This window comes from Rhodobacter capsulatus (assembly GCF_052363185.1).
Lineage (GTDB): Bacteria > Pseudomonadota > Alphaproteobacteria > Rhodobacterales > Rhodobacteraceae > Rhodobacter > Rhodobacter capsulatus_E.
Window position 1 is genome coordinate 1,272,256 of sequence record NZ_CP198955.1, and the last position, 19,625, is coordinate 1,291,880.

The 19,625-nt window shown below is 65.3% G+C and carries 16 protein-coding genes and 4 pseudogenes; 14 read left to right on the forward strand and 6 right to left on the reverse strand.

Going from position 1 to position 19,625, the window contains the following annotated elements:
* Positions 1–27: 27 nt before the first annotated feature.
* The 4 genes and pseudogenes from ACTTAG_RS06430 to ACTTAG_RS06445 all read right to left on the reverse strand — a co-directional run.
* Positions 28–861 (reverse strand): annotated as a pseudogene (locus tag ACTTAG_RS06430) (transposase); the annotation flags it as partial.
* Between the two features lie 142 nt (positions 862–1,003).
* Positions 1,004–1,162: pseudogene (locus tag ACTTAG_RS06435) on the reverse strand (type IIL restriction-modification enzyme MmeI); the annotation flags it as partial.
* Positions 1,159–1,581 (reverse strand): type II toxin-antitoxin system VapC family toxin, encoded by a 423-nt coding sequence (locus tag ACTTAG_RS06440; protein WP_444464688.1) that lies wholly within the window; start codon positions 1,579–1,581, stop codon positions 1,159–1,161. The pseudogene ACTTAG_RS06435 and the gene ACTTAG_RS06440, both read right to left, overlap by 4 nt.
* Before the next feature lie 3 nt (positions 1,582–1,584).
* Positions 1,585–1,827: a FitA-like ribbon-helix-helix domain-containing protein gene (locus tag ACTTAG_RS06445; protein ID WP_444464689.1), complete on the reverse strand. Its 243-nt coding sequence runs from the start codon at positions 1,825–1,827 to the stop codon at positions 1,585–1,587.
* Positions 1,828–2,277: 450 nt separating this feature from the next.
* Here ACTTAG_RS06445 and ACTTAG_RS06450 point away from each other — a divergent pair, with 450 nt between their 5' ends.
* Together ACTTAG_RS06450 and ACTTAG_RS06455 are read left to right on the forward strand one after the other, a co-directional pair.
* Positions 2,278–2,673 (forward strand): CARDB domain-containing protein, encoded by a 396-nt coding sequence (locus ACTTAG_RS06450; protein WP_444464690.1) that lies wholly within the window; start codon positions 2,278–2,280, stop codon positions 2,671–2,673.
* Positions 2,667–5,309 (forward strand): beta strand repeat-containing protein, encoded by a 2,643-nt coding sequence (locus ACTTAG_RS06455; RefSeq protein WP_444464691.1) that lies wholly within the window; start codon positions 2,667–2,669, stop codon positions 5,307–5,309. Before ACTTAG_RS06450 ends, ACTTAG_RS06455 begins: the two co-directional genes overlap by 7 nt.
* 428 nt (positions 5,310–5,737) lie before the next feature.
* Here the strand turns inward: ACTTAG_RS06455 and ACTTAG_RS06460 are convergent.
* Positions 5,738–6,073, reverse strand: a pseudogene (locus ACTTAG_RS06460) (transposase domain-containing protein); the annotation flags it as partial.
* A gap of 346 nt (positions 6,074–6,419) precedes the next feature.
* On the opposite strand from ACTTAG_RS06460, the gene ACTTAG_RS06465 reads away from it, so the two are divergent.
* Positions 6,420–6,992 carry a hypothetical protein gene (locus tag ACTTAG_RS06465; RefSeq protein ID WP_444464692.1) on the forward strand — a complete coding sequence of 191 codons (573 nt, stop codon included), beginning with the start codon at positions 6,420–6,422 and terminating at the stop codon, positions 6,990–6,992.
* A 348-nt stretch (positions 6,993–7,340) separates the two neighbouring features.
* Here ACTTAG_RS06465 and ACTTAG_RS06470 read toward each other — a convergent pair.
* Positions 7,341–8,595, reverse strand: a pseudogene (locus ACTTAG_RS06470) (IS5 family transposase).
* A gap of 866 nt (positions 8,596–9,461) precedes the next feature.
* Between ACTTAG_RS06470 and ACTTAG_RS06475 the strand changes: the two are divergent.
* The 11 genes from ACTTAG_RS06475 to ACTTAG_RS06525 all read left to right on the forward strand — a co-directional run bounded on the left by ACTTAG_RS06475 (position 9,462) and on the right by ACTTAG_RS06525 (position 19,607).
* Positions 9,462–9,704, forward strand: a complete 243-nt coding sequence (locus ACTTAG_RS06475) for a hypothetical protein (RefSeq protein WP_444464693.1) — start codon at positions 9,462–9,464, stop codon at positions 9,702–9,704.
* 11 nt (positions 9,705–9,715) lie between these two features.
* Complete coding sequence (gene hutX / locus ACTTAG_RS06480; protein WP_444464694.1) at positions 9,716–10,213, forward strand: heme utilization cystosolic carrier protein HutX; 498 nt, start codon at positions 9,716–9,718, stop codon at positions 10,211–10,213.
* On the forward strand, positions 10,210–11,112 hold the full coding sequence (locus ACTTAG_RS06485) for an NAD-dependent epimerase/dehydratase family protein (protein ID WP_444464695.1): 903 nt from the start codon (positions 10,210–10,212) through the stop codon (positions 11,110–11,112). Before hutX ends, ACTTAG_RS06485 begins: the two co-directional genes overlap by 4 nt.
* Before the next feature lie 103 nt (positions 11,113–11,215).
* Positions 11,216–12,325 carry an ABC transporter ATP-binding protein gene (locus ACTTAG_RS06490; RefSeq protein ID WP_444464696.1) on the forward strand — a complete coding sequence of 370 codons (1,110 nt, stop codon included), beginning with the start codon at positions 11,216–11,218 and terminating at the stop codon, positions 12,323–12,325.
* Entirely contained in the window at positions 12,313–13,392 is a 1,080-nt protein-coding gene (locus tag ACTTAG_RS06495) for an MBL fold metallo-hydrolase (protein WP_444464697.1), read from the forward strand. Before ACTTAG_RS06490 ends, ACTTAG_RS06495 begins: the two co-directional genes overlap by 13 nt.
* On the forward strand, positions 13,386–13,931 hold the full coding sequence (locus ACTTAG_RS06500; protein ID WP_444464698.1) for a histidine phosphatase family protein: 546 nt from the start codon (positions 13,386–13,388) through the stop codon (positions 13,929–13,931). Before ACTTAG_RS06495 ends, ACTTAG_RS06500 begins: the two co-directional genes overlap by 7 nt.
* Before the next feature lie 34 nt (positions 13,932–13,965).
* On the forward strand, positions 13,966–14,946 hold the full coding sequence (locus ACTTAG_RS06505) for an ABC transporter substrate-binding protein (RefSeq protein WP_444464699.1): 981 nt from the start codon (positions 13,966–13,968) through the stop codon (positions 14,944–14,946).
* Positions 14,939–16,648, forward strand: coding sequence for an ABC transporter permease (locus tag ACTTAG_RS06510; RefSeq protein ID WP_444464700.1), 1,710 nt, complete (start codon positions 14,939–14,941; stop codon positions 16,646–16,648). The genes ACTTAG_RS06505 and ACTTAG_RS06510 overlap by 8 nt, the downstream gene beginning before the upstream one ends.
* Before the next feature lie 355 nt (positions 16,649–17,003).
* Positions 17,004–17,849, forward strand: a complete 846-nt coding sequence (locus ACTTAG_RS06515) for a TonB-dependent receptor plug domain-containing protein (RefSeq protein WP_444464701.1) — start codon at positions 17,004–17,006, stop codon at positions 17,847–17,849.
* A gap of 41 nt (positions 17,850–17,890) precedes the next feature.
* Positions 17,891–19,141 carry a TonB-dependent receptor domain-containing protein gene (locus tag ACTTAG_RS06520; RefSeq protein WP_444464702.1) on the forward strand — a complete coding sequence of 417 codons (1,251 nt, stop codon included), beginning with the start codon at positions 17,891–17,893 and terminating at the stop codon, positions 19,139–19,141.
* A 49-nt stretch (positions 19,142–19,190) separates the two neighbouring features.
* Positions 19,191–19,607 carry a hypothetical protein gene (locus tag ACTTAG_RS06525; RefSeq protein ID WP_444464703.1) on the forward strand — a complete coding sequence of 139 codons (417 nt, stop codon included), beginning with the start codon at positions 19,191–19,193 and terminating at the stop codon, positions 19,605–19,607.
* Positions 19,608–19,625: the final 18 nt, after the last annotated feature.

The following is a 19,625-nucleotide window of genomic DNA, read 5'->3' on the forward strand; positions in this document are numbered from 1 at the left end:
CGGAAGAGACACATCGGGTGGTGCGGTCAGGATGCCCTCCGAAAGCGTCATGAACTTGCGGATGTAATCGGCCCTGCCAAAGGGGGGGGCGCCATCGGGGTGCGCATCGGCCAGCGCCAATTCGTCGACGATCTGCCGCCCGTCCTTCAGCGTCACCACAACGCGCCCGCCAAAGGCCTTTTCCTTCGGGTCACGGGCATGATAGCGGCGCGTCCAGTCCGGATCTTCGACGGTCGAGATCTTGTGCCAGAGCGCCACCGTCCCGGGCCGGTGCGCGCGTTCGGGGGCATAGCTGCGGACATGGTGCCAGCCGCCATCCTCCAGCGCGACGGCAAAGATATACATGATCGAATGGTCAAGCGTTTCGCGGCTGGCATCGGGGTCCATCTTTTGCGGGTCATTGGCGCCGGTGCCGATCACGTGATGGGTGTGATGCGAGGTGTGAATGACGATGCTGTCGACCTGCGCCAGATCACCGATTTGAGGGCCAAGGCGGCGAGCCAGGTCGATCAGGGCCTGACTTTGATATTCCGCCGAATACTCCTTGGTGTAGCGCGGCAACGCCTTCGACCGCCATTCCGTGACCTTGCCGTCTTCGGCCTCGATCCGCGCGCGCGGCACCCGCAAGGTTTCGGTGCCGAAAGTTCCGGTCAGCTGGCGGTCGCGGTGCCCGTGACGATAGCCTTTCGCGGCACCTTCGGATCGGCCATAGCGCATGCGGCCGAGAAAATCGGCCAACTCCTCTTCGAACATCGTCTCGATCATGGCCCGGACGCTCGCGCGCAGGCGATCCTCGATCGGGTCGTAGCCCGCAGCGTCAGACAGTAGCGAAAGCGCGGGGTTCCCGGTAATCTCGGTCATGGCGTTCGGGCCTTCCTTCGGACCGCTGGCAGTCAGGCCCTCACTCTCCCTGGCGGTTGGCGCCGCCGGCTGGGTGGTTGCAGTTCACCCGGAGATTACGCCGCCTTCAAATTTCCACCAATTCCGAGACACAACCCCAAGGACCGGGGATGTCGGATTTGTTCGACACCCCGGTGCGCAGGCGCTTGAGCGTGGTTTCCTTGTTGCCGAAGGCCTCAAGGAACTGAAAGGGGAATTCGGCTCGGTCAAAGGGCTGTTCGGCCAGTTCGGAAACGGCCTGTTCGATTTCGACGGCGTTCATCGGTCGGTCCAGGGGTTGATGAGTGTGGGGCCGCAGCCCTCGAAATCCTTGGTGCTGCGGGTGGCCACCATGGCGCCAACGGCGGTGGCGATGGCGGCGATCTGGCAATCGGCCTCGGCGATCGGGCGGCCTGCCGCGCGGCGGGTGGAGGCGATGCGCGCATAGGCGCGGGCGGCGGGGCTGTCGAATGGCAGCACCCGGCCCGCGAAATCCTCGGCGATCATCGCATCGAGCGCGGCCTGTAGCCGGTCACGACGCTGACCTTCCGGCAAGATGGCGATGCCCGTGCGCAATTCCGCCTCGGTCACCGAGGTCAGGAACAGATCCGCCGCATCGCGGGCCGCGAACCATGCGAGCACCTCGGGCGAAGGTTCCGCCCGCATCAGTTCAGAGATGACATTGGTGTCGAGGAGGATCATCGGTCAGCCGAAATCCGGCAGGTCGCGCATCGGGCCACGCGATGGCGGTTGCAGATCGACGCCGCCCAGTGCCGCGAAACGGGCGTGGATGGCCTGCCCAAGGTTACGTGGCGCCTCGGGCGCAGAAACGCTCAGGCGCAGGATGTCACGCACCTCTTCCTCCATCGAACGGCCATGTTCGGCCGCGCGCACCCGCAGGCGGCGCTTCACGTCGTCATCGAGATTGCGGATCGTAATGCTGGCCATCGAACCCTCCGGTTACGCTGCAAAGGTAAGAGATGATTGCACTGCAATCAAGGCGGGTTGAGCGGACGGCCAAAGAAAGGGTTCGAGCCGGGAAATCTTGATGCGATAATCGTCTTCCCGAGACACGCCCCGTTTCAAGAATGGCATTTGAGTCGATGGCTTCGCTCGTGGCGCTATTGAGGTGTCTCCTTACGAAACCGGACTCGCATCCGGGAAATTACACCAGCTTGACGGACACGACCCTCAGGCGCGATCTCGTCTCGACCCTGATCCAGCCAAGCGAGCGGATCGTCCTGCCGCAGCTGCCCGAGCGAAAGCCGATACAGCCCCACTGAACGGTTTCGGACCGTGGTTGGGGCGAGCAAACGCTTTGGAACTTGCGAAACTCTTTGACCGTTGGGACCGTTCGTGACTAGCGTAGGGTGTTCGATGTGCCATTTGGGGGAATCGATGCCTGACCTTGACGTGCAAGACGACGGACAGTCCTTCCCACCTTCTTTGAGCCTTACAAGCGTGACAGTTGGACAAACCGTCACAATATTCTACCGATTGTCGAACTGGACTGCTGATTTTGCGCCCGCTTCGCTAACTGGCATATATCGCTCAACGAACAGCACTATATCGACGTCTGATTTCGGGCTGGGATTCAACTCAAGCGGCTCTCTCTCTGGGGTAGCGGGTCGCTCAGAATCATTCACTTTCAGTACTGCAGGTTGGGCGCCTGGTACTTATTACATCGGGGCAATTGCAGATTTCTCAGGTGCCATCTCGGAATCCAATGAGAGCAACAACGCATCTAGCGGCATTCGTCTGACTGTTTCGAGCCCAACAACCCGCCCGTGGTGACGGCGCTTGCCGGATCGAGTTATGCGGCGGGCACCGTTCTGACCGGCACAGACCTTTTCTCTGCGAGTGACCCTCAGGGCTCCTCAGACATCGACTATATCCGGGTCTTCGATGCCAGCCTGACCGGCGGCGCGGTCTGGCGCTACAATGGATCGGTGGTCACCCCAGGAAGCGCTGGGTTCCAGTTCGAGTACGCCAATCGTGGGCTGCTGACCTACACGGTGGGAACTGGTAGCAACACCTTCGTCATCGAGGCATTCGACAATGCTGGGGCCGACAGCAATGATGCGACGCTGACCATTGCAGGTGTCGCCACCAACAGCCCGCCCGTGGTGACGGCGCTTGCCGGATCGAGTTATGCGGCAGGCACCGTTCTGACCGGCACGGACCTTTTCTCGGCCAGCGATCCGCAGGGCACTGCGGACATCGACTACATCCGGGTCTTTGATGCCAGCCTGACCGGCGGCGCGGTCTGGCGCTACAATGGATCGGTGGTCACCCCAGGAAGCGCTGGGTTCCAGTTCGAGTACGCCAATCGTGGGCTGCTGACCTACACGGTGGGAACTGGTAGCAACACCTTCGTCATCGAGGCATTCGACAATGCTGGGGCCGACAGCAATGATGCGACGCTGACGATCGCAGGTGTCGCCACCAACAGCCCTCCCGTGGTGACGGCGCTTGCCGGATCGAGCTATGCGGCGGGCACCGTTCTGACCGGCACGGACCTTTTCTCTGCGAGTGACCCTCAGGGCTCCTCAGACATCGACTATATCCGGGTCTTCGATGCCAGCCTGACCGGCGGCGCGGTCTGGCGCTACAATGGATCGGTGGTCACCCCAGGAAGCGCTGGGTTCCAGTTCGAGTACGCCAATCGTGGGCTGCTGACCTACACGGTGGGAACTGGTAGCAACACCTTCGTCATCGAGGCATTCGACAATGCTGGGGCCGACAGCAATGATGCGACGCTGACCATTGCAGGTGTCGCCACCAACAGCCCGCCCGTGGTGACGGCGCTTGCCGGATCGAGTTATGCGGCAGGCACCGTTCTGACCGGCACGGACCTTTTCTCGGCCAGCGATCCGCAGGGCACTGCGGACATCGACTACATCCGGGTCTTTGATGCCAGCCTGACCGGCGGCGCGGTCTGGCGCTACAATGGATCGGTGGTCACCCCAGGAAGCGCTGGGTTCCAGTTCGAGTACGCCAATCGTGGGCTGCTGACCTACACGGTGGGAACTGGTAGCAACACCTTCGTCATCGAGGCATTCGACAATGCTGGGGCCGACAGCAATGATGCGACGCTGACGATCGCCGGAAGTGGGGGAGGCATTGATTATTCATCGGAGATAACGGTTGCGTCTCTCGGTGCAATTAACGCCGGACTCACAAGCCCCAGTAGTTCATTCATGCAATCTGTCCTTGGGACACCAAATGTGGCAGCTGGGACCCCGAGCTCCGCAGTTCAAGCTCTCTTGGTCACGAGAGACGTCGACCCGAGCGCAGACACGGTCAGTGTCACCGGTATCCGCCAAGCTGTTGAAAGTCTAGCAATGGTGATACGAAATGCGTTCGAGGAAATACCAGGCCTTGCTGGTCACTTGAACACCGCAGGTATGCTCAACGTGCGCTTCATAGCTGGAACTACAGTATTTTCGAACCATTCTTGGGGCGCTGCGGTAGACCTGTATTTTGGTCCGACAAACGATGACTATGGTGACAACATGATTCAGCAAGGTCTTGCTTTGCTGATACCCTATTTCAATCAGGCAGGATGGTACTCAGGTGCGGGTTATGCAGCTGTCGGCAGCACCGAGGACTCGATGCATTTTGAGGTCTCGGTCGAGTTGTTGCAGCGATGGTTTGGCTCTTCCCCAATAGAACTAATTGTAGGAAACGGACTGGCAAATACTATAACCGGGACGGGCGCTCGCGATGAAATAAACGGGTATGGTGGAAATGACATACTTGATGGAGCTGGGGGCAGCGACATCCTGATTGGTGCAGGCGGGAATGATTTTCTCCGTGGAGGTCAAGGGAGTGACGTGCTGCAGGGCGGCACCGGTACTGACTATGCTGACTATCGCTTGTCTACTGGAATAGCCCTTGCGCTGGACGGCTCGTTGGCAGCGACTGGCGAGGCCGCCGGAGACACCTTTTCAGGCATCGAGATCATCCTTGGGTCACAAACGGCTGGTGACAGGATCATCGGAAACACCGCTTCGAACATCTTCTACGGTATGGGCGGACGCGACACCCTCAGCGGCGGTGGCGGCAGTGACCGGTTGCGTGGCGGTACGGGTGTGGACAGCCTCACAGGCGGCGCTGGTACGGATAGTTTCCAGTACAACGCGCGCAATGAAGGCGGCGATATCATCACCGACTTCATTGCCGCGGATGACCGGTTCATGTTCTTGCGCGCCCAGTTCAACAATCTGGCGGTTGGTTTCTTGGATGCACAGCACTTCCGCTCCGGTACGACAAACACTGCAGCCGATGGAAATGACTATTTCATATTCCGAACGGGCGACAAAACTCTCTGGTTTGATCAAGATGGCAACGGCGCTGCTGCACCGATCATGATTGCGGATCTGCAGGCTGCAGCGACTATGACGGCTGGTGACATCTACATCTTCTGAGCATCGTTCCGAAAGGGCTAGGCTGGCCATTTTTGGCACGATTTGCACATGGGCAGTCCAAGAGAAGTTTTACAAGTTTCGGTGCAACCAGCGCTGACGTGATCTCTGGGAGTGATTGATTGGCGCGAAAGCTCGTGCGGCAGCTTGCAACCTTCCCGAGCTTTCGCAGATCGGATGAAACGTTGATCTTCAATTGTAGCCAGTTAGCCGTATGCGGCGGCCACGGCCCATTGATATTTTTCTTGCGGGTGTCGGAGGAGCGAGCGGACGGGTGCGCGTTGCGGCTTTGTATCGCCCTCAAATGATCTCACTGGGGAATCCCTGATGAGTTCATTTCACGAGATCTGAGGGGGCCTCATTTTCCGCCCCCCGGGCATAGGCCCATGGCATCAGAGCGTCGTAAGCGGTGTTGCGCGGTCACCTGATTTTCAGCTTGACGGCTGGAAGTTCCACGGAAGCAGGTCGTCGATGCGGCTTTGGGGATGACCGGCCGCGATGGCTTCGAGAGTGGATGTCAAATAGACGAAGGGCTCGATGCCGTTGAGCTTGCAGGTTTCGATGAGCGATGCGATGCGCCCCCAAGTCTTGCCGCCCTCATCATGCCCGGCGAACAGTGCGTTCTTGCGGTTCAGGGTGATCGGGCGAACGAGATTCTCGACATTGTTGGAGTCGATCTCGACGCGGCCGTCGGTCAGGAAGGTCTGCAGCCCGTCCCAGTGGTTATGGATATAGGCCAGCTTCTCGCCAAGGCGGGATTTGGCGGAGAAACCCGATGGATCGGGCAGTCGGGTGATGGTATCGTCGTGCATGTGGCATATCCCTTTCTCAGCTGAGAATTGACGGCGTCTAGACACCGCCATGATATGCCGCCCCTCCGGGCATCACCAACTTTCGCGCGTTTCTCAGTTTTAATTGAACCGCAGTCCTCTCTTGGCTTCCGGACCGAACCATCGCGACAAACCGCGACACATGGTCCAACTTGTTGCCGGGCGGGCGCCTTCGTAGCCTGACGCCGGCGGCCCCTCACGGGAGGACAAAGCCAGCTCGCTGATGATGGAGCAGACCGTGTCGCTACAAAACCGCGTTGATCCGTTCGGGACATTTCATGCCGTGACCGCCAAGGGTAGCCTGATGGGCAATCGCGGCATCCTGCACGACGAGGCGAAGACGGTGACCCGCACCCATGCCCATCAGAACTGGGTCACCTGCGCGCTGTCCTTCAAGGGGCGGCGGCGCGACATCATGGCGCCCGGGCGCTACACGGAACTGTTCTTCCTCGACGAAGCGACGGCGCTGGCCGCCGGCCACCGACCCTGCGCAGAGTGCCGACGTGCGCGTTACACCGAGTTCACCGCGCTTTGGCAGCAGGTGCATGGCGGCCTTGAAGCCGGCCGTTCGCTGCCGCAAACGATCGACCGGGCGCTGCATGTCGCCCGCATCGCGCGTGGTCGCAAGGTGACCTTCACCGCCGACATCGCCGATCTGCTCGATGGGGTGATGGTCGCAGCGGGTGAGACCGCAGTGCTGATCTGGCGGGGAGGACAGTTCGACTGGAGTTTCGATGGGTATCGCGCGCGCCCTGTTCCCCTCGCGGGTCTGGTCGAAGTTCTGACGCCGAAACCGCTTGTGGAGGTGATCCGGGCGGGCTTCGTGCCGCAGGTCCATGTCGGGGTTGGAACTTGAGACCTTCGACGTCGGCGCGGCCCAGGGCGAAAGATCTTGCGATGCGACTGGCGCAGTCCAACTCTGTTCGACCGCATTCAGGCTCATCAGAAATTCCGAAAGGCGCGGAAACGAAGTTGGTTTGGCTGCCGGGTCAGACTGACAGAGACCGGATGCGGCGGCCACCGCCGCGCGGCGGCAATTCTGCCGGGCCTGTCCTTGACGCCTGTGTCGGAGCGTGTACAAGTTTTCCTGAGTAGGATCCTTTCTTCTTAGCAGGCCGCTGAAATAGTCGGCAGACGAGAATGACTTCCCGTTTTCGTACGAGTTCTGGGCTTGAGCGCCCCGCCGGTCCACCGCTCTTCGTCCTCAGGCGGCGAGCAGCCGGGGCAGTCGTGCCAGGTTGTTGGCTGCCATCGTCAGGATGAAACGCGACCGCACCCGGTCAAGGCCGCGATACATCGTTTGCGCCATTCCACCGACCGTCTTGGCCCAACCAAAGGCCTCTTCGATCCGCTTTCGATGTCTCAGCGACATGGCGTGGCCGTCGTGGCGGGTGGTGCGGCGGTCGATGGCGGAATGTCGGGCCTTTGTGCGACATGGGGCGTGACGCAAGCCTTGCGCAGGTCGCGGACGAAGTCAGCTGCGTCATAGCCTTTGTCCGCCCCCAGCGTCAGGCGCCGGGTCGAGCCGGGGGAATGGCGGTGGATCATGTCGAGCGCGGCCTGCCGTTCGGCATGGCCATCGGCGCGGGTCAGCTCGCCCTGCACGATCAGACCGGAACGGTTCTCCATCAGCGCATGGCCGATGAAGCACAGCATCGCGCCGGTCCCGGGGGGATTTCTTGTAAAGCCGCGCCTCGGGGTCGGTGGTCGAGGCATGCGTCGCATTCGAGCGTTTCTCGCCGCGAAAGTCGACCTCGGCATTGCGGTTCTGGCGGGGGCTGCGGGGCATCGGATCGGTCTTTGCTTCGGTCGCGGGCGTCTCGGGGGGCGGGGCTTGACGGCGGCGCACCTGGATCCTCGTCATCGGGATCGTCGCCGGGGCCATCCGCCTCGGGCGGCGGCGCCTTCGGCTGGAAGCTTTTCATCGACGCCCACGCCTTCACCAGCGTGCCATCGACCGAGAAATGCTCGTCCGAGAGCAGTGGCGCCACCTCGCGATGGGCGAGGATCGCGGCCATGATCTTGCGCGACATCTCGGTGCTCATCAGCCGGTCGCGGTTCTTCGTGAACACCGTCGGCCTTCGGCCCGGGGCTCCGCCCGTTCAGGGCTGAAATCTGTCCACTGGACAGATTTCCGGGCGCCCTTCACCCCAGACCTGATCGTCGATCCCCAGCCCGACGAACCAGCGAAACAGCAGGTTGTAATCCATCTGCTCCATCAGTTGCCGTTCCGAGCGGATGGAAAACAGAATTTGCAGCAGGCTCGCCCGGATCAGCCGTTCCGGCGCGATCGAGGGGCGGCCGAAGCGGATGTAAAGCCCCTCGAAATCACCATCGAGGCTGGTGAGGGCTTCGTTCACCACCTGCCGGATCTTGCGCAGCGGATGCCTGGCCGGGATGCGATCCTCGAGGTCGACATAGCTGAAAAGCGACCCGCTCGTCTCGTCCGTGCCCCGCATCGTGATCCCCTTCGCCATGGGAAGGGGTGAATCATGTTTCGTATCCGCGGTCGAGGCCGACTATTTCAGCACCCTGTTAGGGGCTTACACTTGACCCGAGAGAGGGGGCGACTTGTCCCCGAGCTGAGACATTCCTTTCGTTTCCCTTTGTTCATCGGGGCGAGCATGACTTATGACGAGCGTTTTTTCGCGTCACGCGGGATCGATCGGGCCGATGGTCGCCCGCTGCATGGCTGGCGGGTCTGCGAGGATCCACAGAGGGGATCGGTCATGTCATAAAAGCCATCGCGACGTCTGCGAAGACTTGCGGAAAATCTTGACAATAATACTCTGATACCTATTTCTGAATCAGCCCTGTTCTGACGGGGCCATGCCCAGCATCGCGCCAGGTCGTCATTCTCGAGAGGAAGGACAGATCATGCGTGATGCGCTGGTCTTGGAACAGACGGATGTTTCCGAACCCTCTCCCGTGGCGAGATTTTTCGCCACGCTCGGCCCCGATCCGCTGGCCTGCGCCTTTCCTCGCAAGGGCGGCGCCCATCCCGGCGGGGCGATGCACCCGGTTCCGCCCGCGCAGGTGGAGGCCGAATGGCAGGGCCTTCTGGCCCGCCCGCGCAGCCGCCGTGCGGTGGCCTATGTGCATATCCCGTTTTGCGAAAACCACTGTCTTTTCTGCGGCTTCTACCAGAACCCCTGGCGGGCCGAGGCGGGCGGGGCCTATGTCGATGCGCTGATCGCGCAGATGGTGGCCTTTGCCCGCAGCCCGGCCCAAGAGGGCCCGCCGCTGCAGGCGGTCTATCTGGGCGGCGGCATGCCCACCGCGCTTTCCGCCCTCTGCCCCCGTGGCGCAGGCGATCAAGGCGGGGATGGAGCGCGGCCTGCTCGATCTGACCCGCGCCGAGACCGCCTTTGCCGCGCTGGTGCCGCGGCCAACCCTTTGCCTCGCCGAACATTTCGCCCCGCTTCTGGCGCAATGGCGCGCGGCGGGGCTTTGGGTGCCCCATCACCGCTTTCATCGCCTGACCCTTGCCGGGCGGTTCTGGCAGGTGCCGATGACCACCCGGCTTCTGGGCTGGATGGCCGAACACCCCGATCTTTCCCATAGTTGACGGAGACGCAGATGACACCGACGATTGCCGAGGCCCTTGCCGCCACCCCTCATGGGGCGCTCGAAGACATCGCGAAAGCCGCGGGCACGACCCCGCTTGCGGTGCTTTATGCCCTGCCCGCGGGCGAGGTCAGCGCCTTTCCGGGCCGTCTGATGGTCGAGGTTCTGGACGAGATGGCCGACTGGGGCGAGATCACGCTGGTCGTCAACACCGGCCCGGTGATCCTTGAAGCCAAGGCGCCGCTGCAGGGCGGTTCGGTGGCGCAGGGGATGTACAACTTCAAGGGCAAGCCGATCGGCGGGCATCTGAAAATCGACGCCTGTGCCCGGGTCGCCTTTGTGCGGCGCAAGCTTTTCGGCACCGAAACCCGCTCGGTGCAGTTTTACGACACGGCGGGCGGCTGCATGTTCAAGGTCTATCTGGGCCGCGACGCAAAGCGGCAGATGCTGCCCGGCCAGATCGCCGCCTTTGATGCGCTGGAGGCGCGGCTGCGCGAGACCGCCGCATGAGCGCGTCGCTGGCCGGGCGGCATCTGTTCCTGTTCGGCGCGGGGTATTGCGCCCGCGCCGTGGCCGCGCAGGCGCTGGCGCGGGGGGCGCAGGTTTCGGCCACCGCGCGCACGGCCGAGGCGGGGGCTGCCCTGTCGGCGCGCGGGATCCGCCCGTGGGTTCTGGCGGACGGCCATCTGCTGGAGCGCATGGCGCTTGCGGGGGTGAGCGATCTGCTGGTTTCGACCCCGCCCGGGTCGGGCGGTTGCCCCGCCTTTGCCGCTGTGTCCGAGGCATTGGCCGCAGGCACCGCGCTGGGGGCGCTGCGCTGGATCGGGTATTATTCCTCGACCGCCGTCTATGGCGATTGCGGCGGCGACTGGATCGACGAAAGCCGCCCGCTGGCGCCGATGAGCCTTGACGCGCAGGGGCGGGCGCTGGCGGAACGGCACTGGCGCGGACTGGCCCGCCGACGGGGGATTGCGCTCGACATCCTGCGCATCGCGGGGATTTACGGACCCGAGGGGCGCAATTTGCTGGCGGCCTTGCGCAGCGGTCGGGCGCAGGCGATCATCAAGCCGGGTCACGTCTTCAACCGCATCCACCGCGAGGATGTCGCCGCCGCCACCCTTGCGGCGATGGCGCATCCTCGGCCCGAGCGGGTGCTCAATCTGGCCGATGGCGCCCCCTGTGCTGCGGCCGAACTGATGGCGGGCGTGGCGGCGATGATCGGCTGTCCCGCGCCGCCCGAACTGCCCTTCGAGGCCGCCGCCCTGCCGCCCGCAATGGCCGGTTTCTGGGCCGAGAACCGGCGGTTGCGTAACGGGGCGTTGCGTGCTCTGCCCGGTTTCGAGCTGCGCTTTGCGGATTGGCGCGCCGGATATGCCGATATCCTGCAACGTGCTCTGGATCCGCGCTGAACAACCGGCGGGCCTTCATGTCGGCCGCGATGCCCCGCAACGACGCGAGCCCTCCCGGATCTGCTGTCATCAAGCCGCCATCTTGCAGGTCTAAGCCGATCTCATGGCCTCGCTTTCGCTTCAGACCCTGACCCGCCGCTTTGGCAATACCTTTGCCCTTGACGCCGTCAGCGCCGAGATCCCTTCGGGCAGCTTTCTGGCGCTGCTCGGACCATCGGGCTGCGGCAAGACCACGCTTTTGCGCCTGATCGCGGGGCTTGACCGGCCCGATTCCGGCGCGCTGCAGATCGGCGGCGAAACCGTTGCCGCGCCGGGCCGTTTCGTCGGGCCCGAGGATCGTGGTCTTGGCATGGTGTTTCAGTCCTATGCGCTGTGGCCGCACATGACCGTCGCGGGAAATGTCGCGTTCGGGCTGAACCGGCTTGGCGCGGCAGACCGGGCCGCGCGCGTGCGCGAGGCGTTGTGCAAGGTCGGGCTCGAGGCGCTGGCGGGGCGGCGGCCGCATGAGCTTTCGGGCGGGCAGCGGCAAAGGGTGGCGCTGGCGCGCAGTCTGGCGGCGCGGCCGCGGGTTCTGTTGCTGGACGAGCCCCTCGCCAATCTGGATGCGCATCTGCGGCAAAGCATGCTGACCGAGTTCCGGCGCATTCATGCCGAAACCGGGGCGACGATGGTTTTCGTCACGCATGACCAGAACGAGGCGATGGCGGTGGCCGATCTTGTCGGCGTGATGGATCGCGGCAGGCTGGAACAGATCGGCCCGCCGCAGGAGATCTTCGAACGTCCCGCCAGCCCGATGGTGGCGCGGTTCGTGGGGCGCGGCCATACCCTGCCGGTGACCGTGCTGGAACATGCCCCGGGGCGCTGCCATGTCGCGATCGGGGCGGTGCGGCTTTGGGTGGCGGGGGTGGCGCCGCCGGGGCCGGGCTGGCTGTGTCTGCATCCTTGCGATCTGGTTCCGGCCGAAGCGGAGGGGATGGCGGCGACCGTTATCGAGACGCGCTTCGAGGACGGCTATCCGCTCGCCCATGTCGGTTTCGACGATCTGCCCGAAAGCGACCCGATCGCGCTGCGCCTTGCGCCCTGTCCGCCGCGCGGGGGGCGACTGCGCCTTGGGCTGTGCGGCGGTTGGGTGCTGCCGCGACAGGGCGAGACGATTGCCGGTTCCCTGCCTGTCTCCGCGCCGATGCCGGCGCGCGTCTCATGCCACGCCTGACGGCGCTGGGCGGCTTCGATGCCAAGGGCCCGGCCTGTTTCCTGCTGGAGATCGGCGCCGCCCGGATCTTGCTGGATCTCGGATGCGGGCCGGATCATGCCGCGCGGCCCGCGATTCCGCCCGAGGGCCTCGGGCCGCTGGATGCGGTGCTGATCTCGCACGGGCATGGTGACCATGTGGGGGCACTGGACTGGCTGGACCGGCTCGGCGCGCCTGCGGTCTTTGCGACGGAGCCGGTGCGCAGCCTGGCGCAAGACCCGCAGCTGCGGGCCGCCAAGCCCCTGGAAACGCTGGATCGGATCGGGGGGGAACCGCTTGACATCGGCGCGGCCGGTCACGCGCCGGGGGCCGTCTGGATGCGGATCGGTGGCCCGGGCGGGCTGCTTTACAGTGGCGATCTGTGCGTCGAGGGCGGCGTCTTCGCCGCAGCGCGCTTGCCCCGTGCCGCCGCCGCAATTTTCGATTGTTCCTATGGCGCGGCGCCGATGCGGCTGGCGGATCAGCGTCGGGTGCTGCTGGGGGCGATCGGGGCCGGGCCTTGCCTGTTGCCGGCCCCGCCGGCCGGGCGCGGGCTGGAGCTGGCGCTGACCTGTCTGGCCGCCGGACATGCGGTGGCGCTTTGCCCGGGGACGCGGCAGGTGGCACAGCGCATGTGCGAGGGTCCCGACTGGCTGGCGCCGGGCGCGGCACAGGCGCTGGCGCAGCTTTTGCAACGGACCGCAGAGGCCACGCCGGACATCCCGTTTCAGGGCGTGATCGTGGCGGGGGGGCCGAATTGCGGCTCGGGGCTTTCTGCCACTCTGGCGCCACGGGCTTTGCGGGACGGCGTGCCGATCGTGCTGACCGGGCATCTGGCGCAGGGCGCCCCGGCCGCGGCCTGGGTGGCGGCGGGGCAGGCGCAGCATCTGCGCTGGAACGTTCATCCCGATCTGCACAGCCTGCGCGAGATGCTGGCACAGGTGTGCCCGCAGACCGTCCTGCCCGCCTTTGCCCCCGCGCCGCTGCGCCGCGCCCTGGCCGAAGCGCTTCCCGCCCCCTGGGCCACAAGCGGAACGCTGACATGGTGATCCCGCCGGGGGCGTTCCTGTTGCTGCGCCATGGCGAGACCGAAGCCAACGCGCAAGAGATCATCTGCGGCAAGACCGACCTGCCGCTGACACCGCGGGGCCGGGATCAGGCGGCGCGGACGGCGGATTTTCTGGCCTTGCTGCCGCTGACCCGGATCGTCTCGTCGCCCTTGCTGCGGGCGCGCCAGACCGCGCAGGCCGTGGCAGAGCGCACCGGACTGACCCCGGAGCTTCTGCCGGGGCTTGCCGAACGCGATTGGGGGGCATGGGAGGGACGACCGCGCGCAATCTTGCGCCGCGACATCGCCCCGCCGGGCGGGGAATCGCCCGAAGCGTTCCGCGCCCGCATCCGCGCCGCCTTTGCCCGGCTTGATCTGTCGCAGCCGGTGCTGATCGTGGCCCATTCCGGCACCGCCCGCGAAATCCATGCGCGGCTCAGCCCCGCCCCGCATCGGCGGCTGTTCAATGCCGAGGTCGTGCTCTGGAAACCCGAGGCCGCGGGCTGGTGCTGTCACGAATGTTTCAGACCCGAAGGTTAACAGCATCTTATCCCTTCCGACGACAGGAGTTGAGATGTCTTCCCTTCGCACTGCCGCCCTGGTTCTGTTCGTGCTGGCAAGTCCGGCGCTGGCGCAACCCTCGGGTGATATCACCGTTTACACCTCGCAGCCGCAAGAGCAGATGGCGCAGGTGGTGGCGGCCTTCAACAAGGACTACCCCGAGGTCAAGGTCGAGATCTTCCGCACCGGCACGACCGAACTGATGACCAAGCTGCAGGCCGAATTCGCCGCGGGCGCGACCCCGGCTGATGTGCTGCTGATCGCCGATGCCGTGGCGATGACCGGGCTGAAACAGGATGGCCGCCTGCTGCCCTATGCCGAGGCCCCGGTGGCCGGGATTCCCGCCGCGGTGATCGACCCCGACATGACCTTTTTCGGCACCAAGCTGATCACCACCGGCATCGTCTACAACACCGATCTGGTGAAGACCGCGCCGAAGGGCTGGGACGATCTGCGCGCCCCCGAGATCGCCGCGCAGACGATCATGCCGAGCCCGCTCTATTCGGGGGCCGCGGTGATCCATGTCGGCACGATGACGCAGCAGCCCGAGATCGGCTGGGGCTATTATGAAGAGCTGGCCCGCAACGGCGCGATGGCCGGCCAAGGCAACGGCACGGTGATCGAGGCCGTGGCCCGGGGCGAAAAAGCCTATGGGATCATCATCGAATACATGGCGATGAATGCCCGGGCAAAGGGCTCTCCGGTCGATTTCATCTGGCCCGAAACCGGTGTCAGCGCGATCACGCAGCCCGTCGCCATCGTCAAGGGCACGGACAACGAAGCCGCGGCCAAGGCTTTCGTCGATTGGCAGCTGTCGAAAGCGGCACAGGAACAATCGGTGGCGCAGGGCTATTTCCCGATCCTTGCGGGCATGGCCGCCCCTGCGGGCTATCCTGACCCGGCCAGCCTGAAGATCCTGCCGCTGGATGCCGCCAAGCTGATGGCCGAGGATCAGGCGAACAAGGAACATTTCGCCGATCTCTTCGGTGGCTGAGATCCTTGCCCGACACCTGCGCCGGGGCGGCATTCCTCTGATTGCCGCCCTGATTGCAGTTTATCTTGCCGCGACAGCGCTTTACCCGCTGGCGCGGCTGTTCCTTCTGGCGCTTGGCCCGTCGGAAACCGGGGTGCCGCTGGGGCTCCTGCGCGAGACCTTCACCAGCGGCGGCTTTCGGCGGGCGCTGGCGAACACGCTTTGGTCTTCGGGCCTGTCGGTGGTGATTTCTGTCCTGCTTGGCGTTGCGCTGGCGCTGGCGACCGGGGCGTTGCGGCTGCCCGGGCGGATGCTGGCAAGTTTTCTGGCGCTTTCGCCGGTGCTGATCCCGTCACAGATCATGGCGCTGGGCTGGATCGAGCTTTTGGGGCCGGGCTCGGCCCTGCTGGCGCCACTGGGCCTTGCCCCCGCGCCGGGGCAGCCCAATCCGCTCTATTCCGGCCTTGGCGTGGCGTGGCTGCTGGGGATCGAGCACATGCCGCTGGTCTTCATCGCGGTGCGGGCGGGCTTGCAGGCGATCCCCGAGGATCTGATCGAGGCGGCCCGCATCGCCGGGGCCGGTCCGGGGCGGATCTTGGCGCGGGTGATCTTGCCGCTGACCCTGCCCGCGGTCGCGGCGGGGGCGATGCTTTCGCTTGCGGGGGCCCTGGGCAATTTCGGCGTGCCCGCCTTGCTGGGGATTCCGGGTCGGTTTCCGGTGCTGACCACGCTGATCTATCAGCGGCTGAACGGCTTCGGCCCGGCGATGATCGGCAAGGTGGCGGCGATTGCCGCGGTGCTGGTGGCGCTGACGCTGGCGGCCTTGATGCTGCGCCAGATCCTGCAGCGGCGCTGGTCGGTGCCTTTGCCCGCGGGGCAGGGTTTTGCCGGATTTGTCCCGGGGCGGTTCGGCATGGTCCTTGCGGTGCCGGTCTGGGCCGCCCTGATCGGCCTTGCGGTCGCGCCGCTTCTGGCGCTGCTGGCCACCGCCCTTGTGCCCGCGCTGGGCATGCGGCTTGGCCCCGAGACCGTGACGCTGGCAAACTTCACCTCGGTTCTGGAAAATCCGGCGGTGCGGCGGGCCTTTGTCAATTCGGTGGCGCTGTCGGCTCTGGCGGCGGCCGCAAGCGCGGTCGTGGCGATCCTGCTGGGGTGGATCGGCGGCGTGGGGGGCAGCCGGATCGGCCGCGGCCTTGCCGCGCTGGCGGATGCCGGTTTCGTCGTGCCGGGCACGGTCTTGGCGTTGGCGATGATCCTTGTCTATCTGCCGCCGTTGCCGGGGCTGAACCTGTCGCTTTATGGCAGCTTCGCGCTGCTGGTGCTGGCCTATCTGGGGCGGTTCCTGCCGCTGGTGCTGCGCCCGGTCGAGGCCGAGATCGCCCGGGCCGATCCCTCGCTGGACGAGGCCGCGCGGATTGGCGGGGCGGGCGTGGTGCGGCGGATCGGCCGGATTGCGGCGCCCGCCCTTGCCCCGACGGCCTGGGCCGGGGGACTTCTGATCTTCATGACGGCGCTGAACGAGCTGACGGTTTCGGTGCTGCTGTGGTCGGCGGGGCACGAGACCATCGGCGTGCAGATATTTTCGATGCAATACGAGGGGAACTCGACCGCGGCGGCCGCGATCTCGGTGCTGTCGCTTCTGCTTGTCGGCGGGTTGGTGGCGATCCTTGACCGGCTGGGGCGGCATTTGCCGCAAGGAACGCTGCCCTGGCGCGCCGCCTGAGCCTGCGGATCAATGCTGGTGGAGATATCGCCGAAAGCTGGTGGTGGCGGATCAGGCCCCGCTTGCGGCGTTTCGTGCGATGGCGACTGAGGGCCAAGCGCGATTGAAGCGCAGGTCCGAAGGCTTCCGATCGGGTTTGATGTCCGGATATGCTCCAATGCTCGGCCGGATCGTCGCAACAGGTTTCCGCCTGCGCTGACCTCAGCGTCGAATGGGGCCGTCACCACCGGCCGCATTCGTGCCGCCCCGCGCGGGGCTTGACCAAAGTCAATTGCTGACAAAAAGAATCGGCTATAACTTTGTGCAACCCCGGATGCCAGCTTGCGGCCAGCTTTCCGCTTTCAGGAAGGCAATCATGACCAAATTGACCTGGCTCTTGGCAAGTTCCGCCGCGCTGACGCTTGGCGCTGCGGGTGTTCCCGCCGCCTTCGCCCAATCGGCCGCGCCCGGCGCGGTGTTCGAACTGGACCCGATCCTTGTGTCGCAAGCCGACGGGGCCCCGACGGCGGCGGGGGTGAAGGCCCGGCTGCAGGCCCTTGCGATGGCGGCCGATGTGATCGCGGCCGCCGATTACGACCAATCCCCCGCGCCGACGCTGGCGCAGGCCTTGTCGCTGTCTCCGGGCGTGGTGGTGCAGCAGTTCATGGGCGGCAACGATCAGCCGCGGGTGCAGATCCGCGGCTCTGGGCTGCAGCAAAACCCGACCGAGCGCGGCCTTCTGGTGCTGCAAGACGGGATGCCGATCAACCGGGCGGATGGCAGTTTCATCGTCGGTCTGGCCGCCCCCGGTCAGGCCGAGGCGATCGAGGTGTTTCGCGGTGCTGCCGCCAACCGGCTGGGCGCGGCCTATCTGGGCGGGGCGATCAATTTCCTCACGCCCACGGCCGCGACCGCGCCGGGCACGCGGCTGAGTTTCGGCGCGGGCAGTTTCGGCAAGCGCACGATCGCGGGCAGCCATGCGGTGGCTGGGGACAAGGTCTCGGCGCTGCTGCGGTTCGAGCTGACCGAGGCCGATGGCGAACGGCAGGCGAACCATGCGCAGCGCCGCGCGGTTGTGGGGGGCACCATCGGCATCGACTGGGGCGAGGGGCTGGCAAGCCAGGTGTTCTTTTCCCATGCCGATCTGAACTTCGACGTGGCCGGGCCCTGTCCTGGGCCGATCTGCAGGCCGATCCGACACGGATCAACGAAAACCCGCTGACCGGCGCGGCGAATGGCAATGGCACCGGGATCGGGCCGAATGTGGTGCGCGACCTGCCGCAGCGGGACACCACCCAGACGCGGATCGGCACCCGCACCAGCCTCGAGCGCGGGGCGCATCGCTTCGACGCCGGGCTGTCGCTGGCCAAGACCGAGGACGCCTTCACCTTTCCGATCGCCCATGGCGTGCGGGTGACAAAGGGCTGGGATGCCAACCTGATGGGCCGTTACGCCTATTCCCCCGAGGGCGCCGATCTGCCGCTGATCGAGGCGACGCTGAACCATGCCTTCGGGCAGGCGGACCGCGACTACTATTACAATGCCGCCGGGGCGCGGGGGGCGCAATTCGGGGAAAACCGGCTGAAAGCCAGCACCACCACCGCGCATCTGGGGGCGAACCTGCCGCTGGGCGGGGCCTTCCTGATCGCGCCCTCGCTTTCCTATACCCATGCGACGCGCGAAAACACCGAGCTTTGGGCGGCGCGGGCGGGCACGGCGGCCGATACCGGTCATGACCGAACCTATAGCGGCAGGAGCCCGGCTTTGGCGCTGCGCTGGACCCCGGCACAGGATCAGACCGCCTGGATCAGCCTTGCGAGAAGCTTCGACGCGCCGACCTCGGACGATCTTTTGTCGCCGGTGGGCGGCACGGTGAACAGCAACCCCACCGGGCTGCGGGCCACCGATGTTGCGGCGCAACGCGCACGGACGCTGGAAATCGGCTGGCGGGGCAGCCGCGGCGCGTTTGGCTGGGATGCGGTCGCCTATCATTCGCAGATCGAGAACGAGCTTTTGCAGCTCAACACCTCCTCGGGCGTGCCCTATGTCAGCAATGCCGACCGGACGGTGCATGACGGGCTGGAACTGGGGCTGACGGCGCGGTTCCGCCCCGATCTGCGCGGGCGGCTGGCCTGGACCTGGCAGGATTTCCATTTCGACGATGACGCGACGCGGGGCGACAACAGCTTGGCCGGAGCACCGCGCAATCTGATCAAGGCGCGGCTTGACTGGCAGGCGAGCGAGCGGCTGGCGCTGACCGGATCGGTCACCTGGCGCGACGAGATCTGGGTGGACAATGCCAATACCGCCAAGGCCGATGCGGTGACGCTGCTGGATCTGGGCGCAAGCTATGCGCTGAACGATCGGGTCACGCTGGTGGCCGACCTCACCAACCTCACCGACGAACATTACGCCGCCGCCATTGTCGCCGCCGATACCGCGCTGGCGAACGGCGCCTCCTATCTGCCGGGCGAGGGGCGGGCGGCCTATGTTGGCGTCAAGATGGCGTTCTGATCTTCCTCGAACCGCCCCGGTCGTGCAGGCCGGGGCAGAAAGCACGCCGATGCGCAAACCGACCTGTCTCGCCCTGCACGGGCTGTTTCTTCTGGCGCTTCTGGCTCTGGCCGGGGCCTTGGCGACCCTGCGCGGGGCGCTGTTTCCGTTCGACATCCGGGCGACGGCGCTGATGACCGTCTCGGGGCTGGCGGGTCTGGCGCAGGTCTGGGCGCCGGTCTGGCCGGTGCTTGTGGCGCTTGCGGCGGCGTTGCCCCGGATCGGACAGCGGCTGGCGGCATGGCCGGTGGCGCTTGGCGTGATGGTGCTGGCGCATCTGGCCCTTGGGCCGGGGCGGGGCCTTGCGCCTTTGGCCTTGCTTGGCGTGCCTGCGGTGGCGGGCCTTTACCTTGTGCCGGTGGGGCTTGCGCTGACGCTCGGCTCGGCCCTGCGCGAGGGGCTGAACGGGGCCCTGCGCCGGGCTTGACCGAAGTCAAAGCCCGAC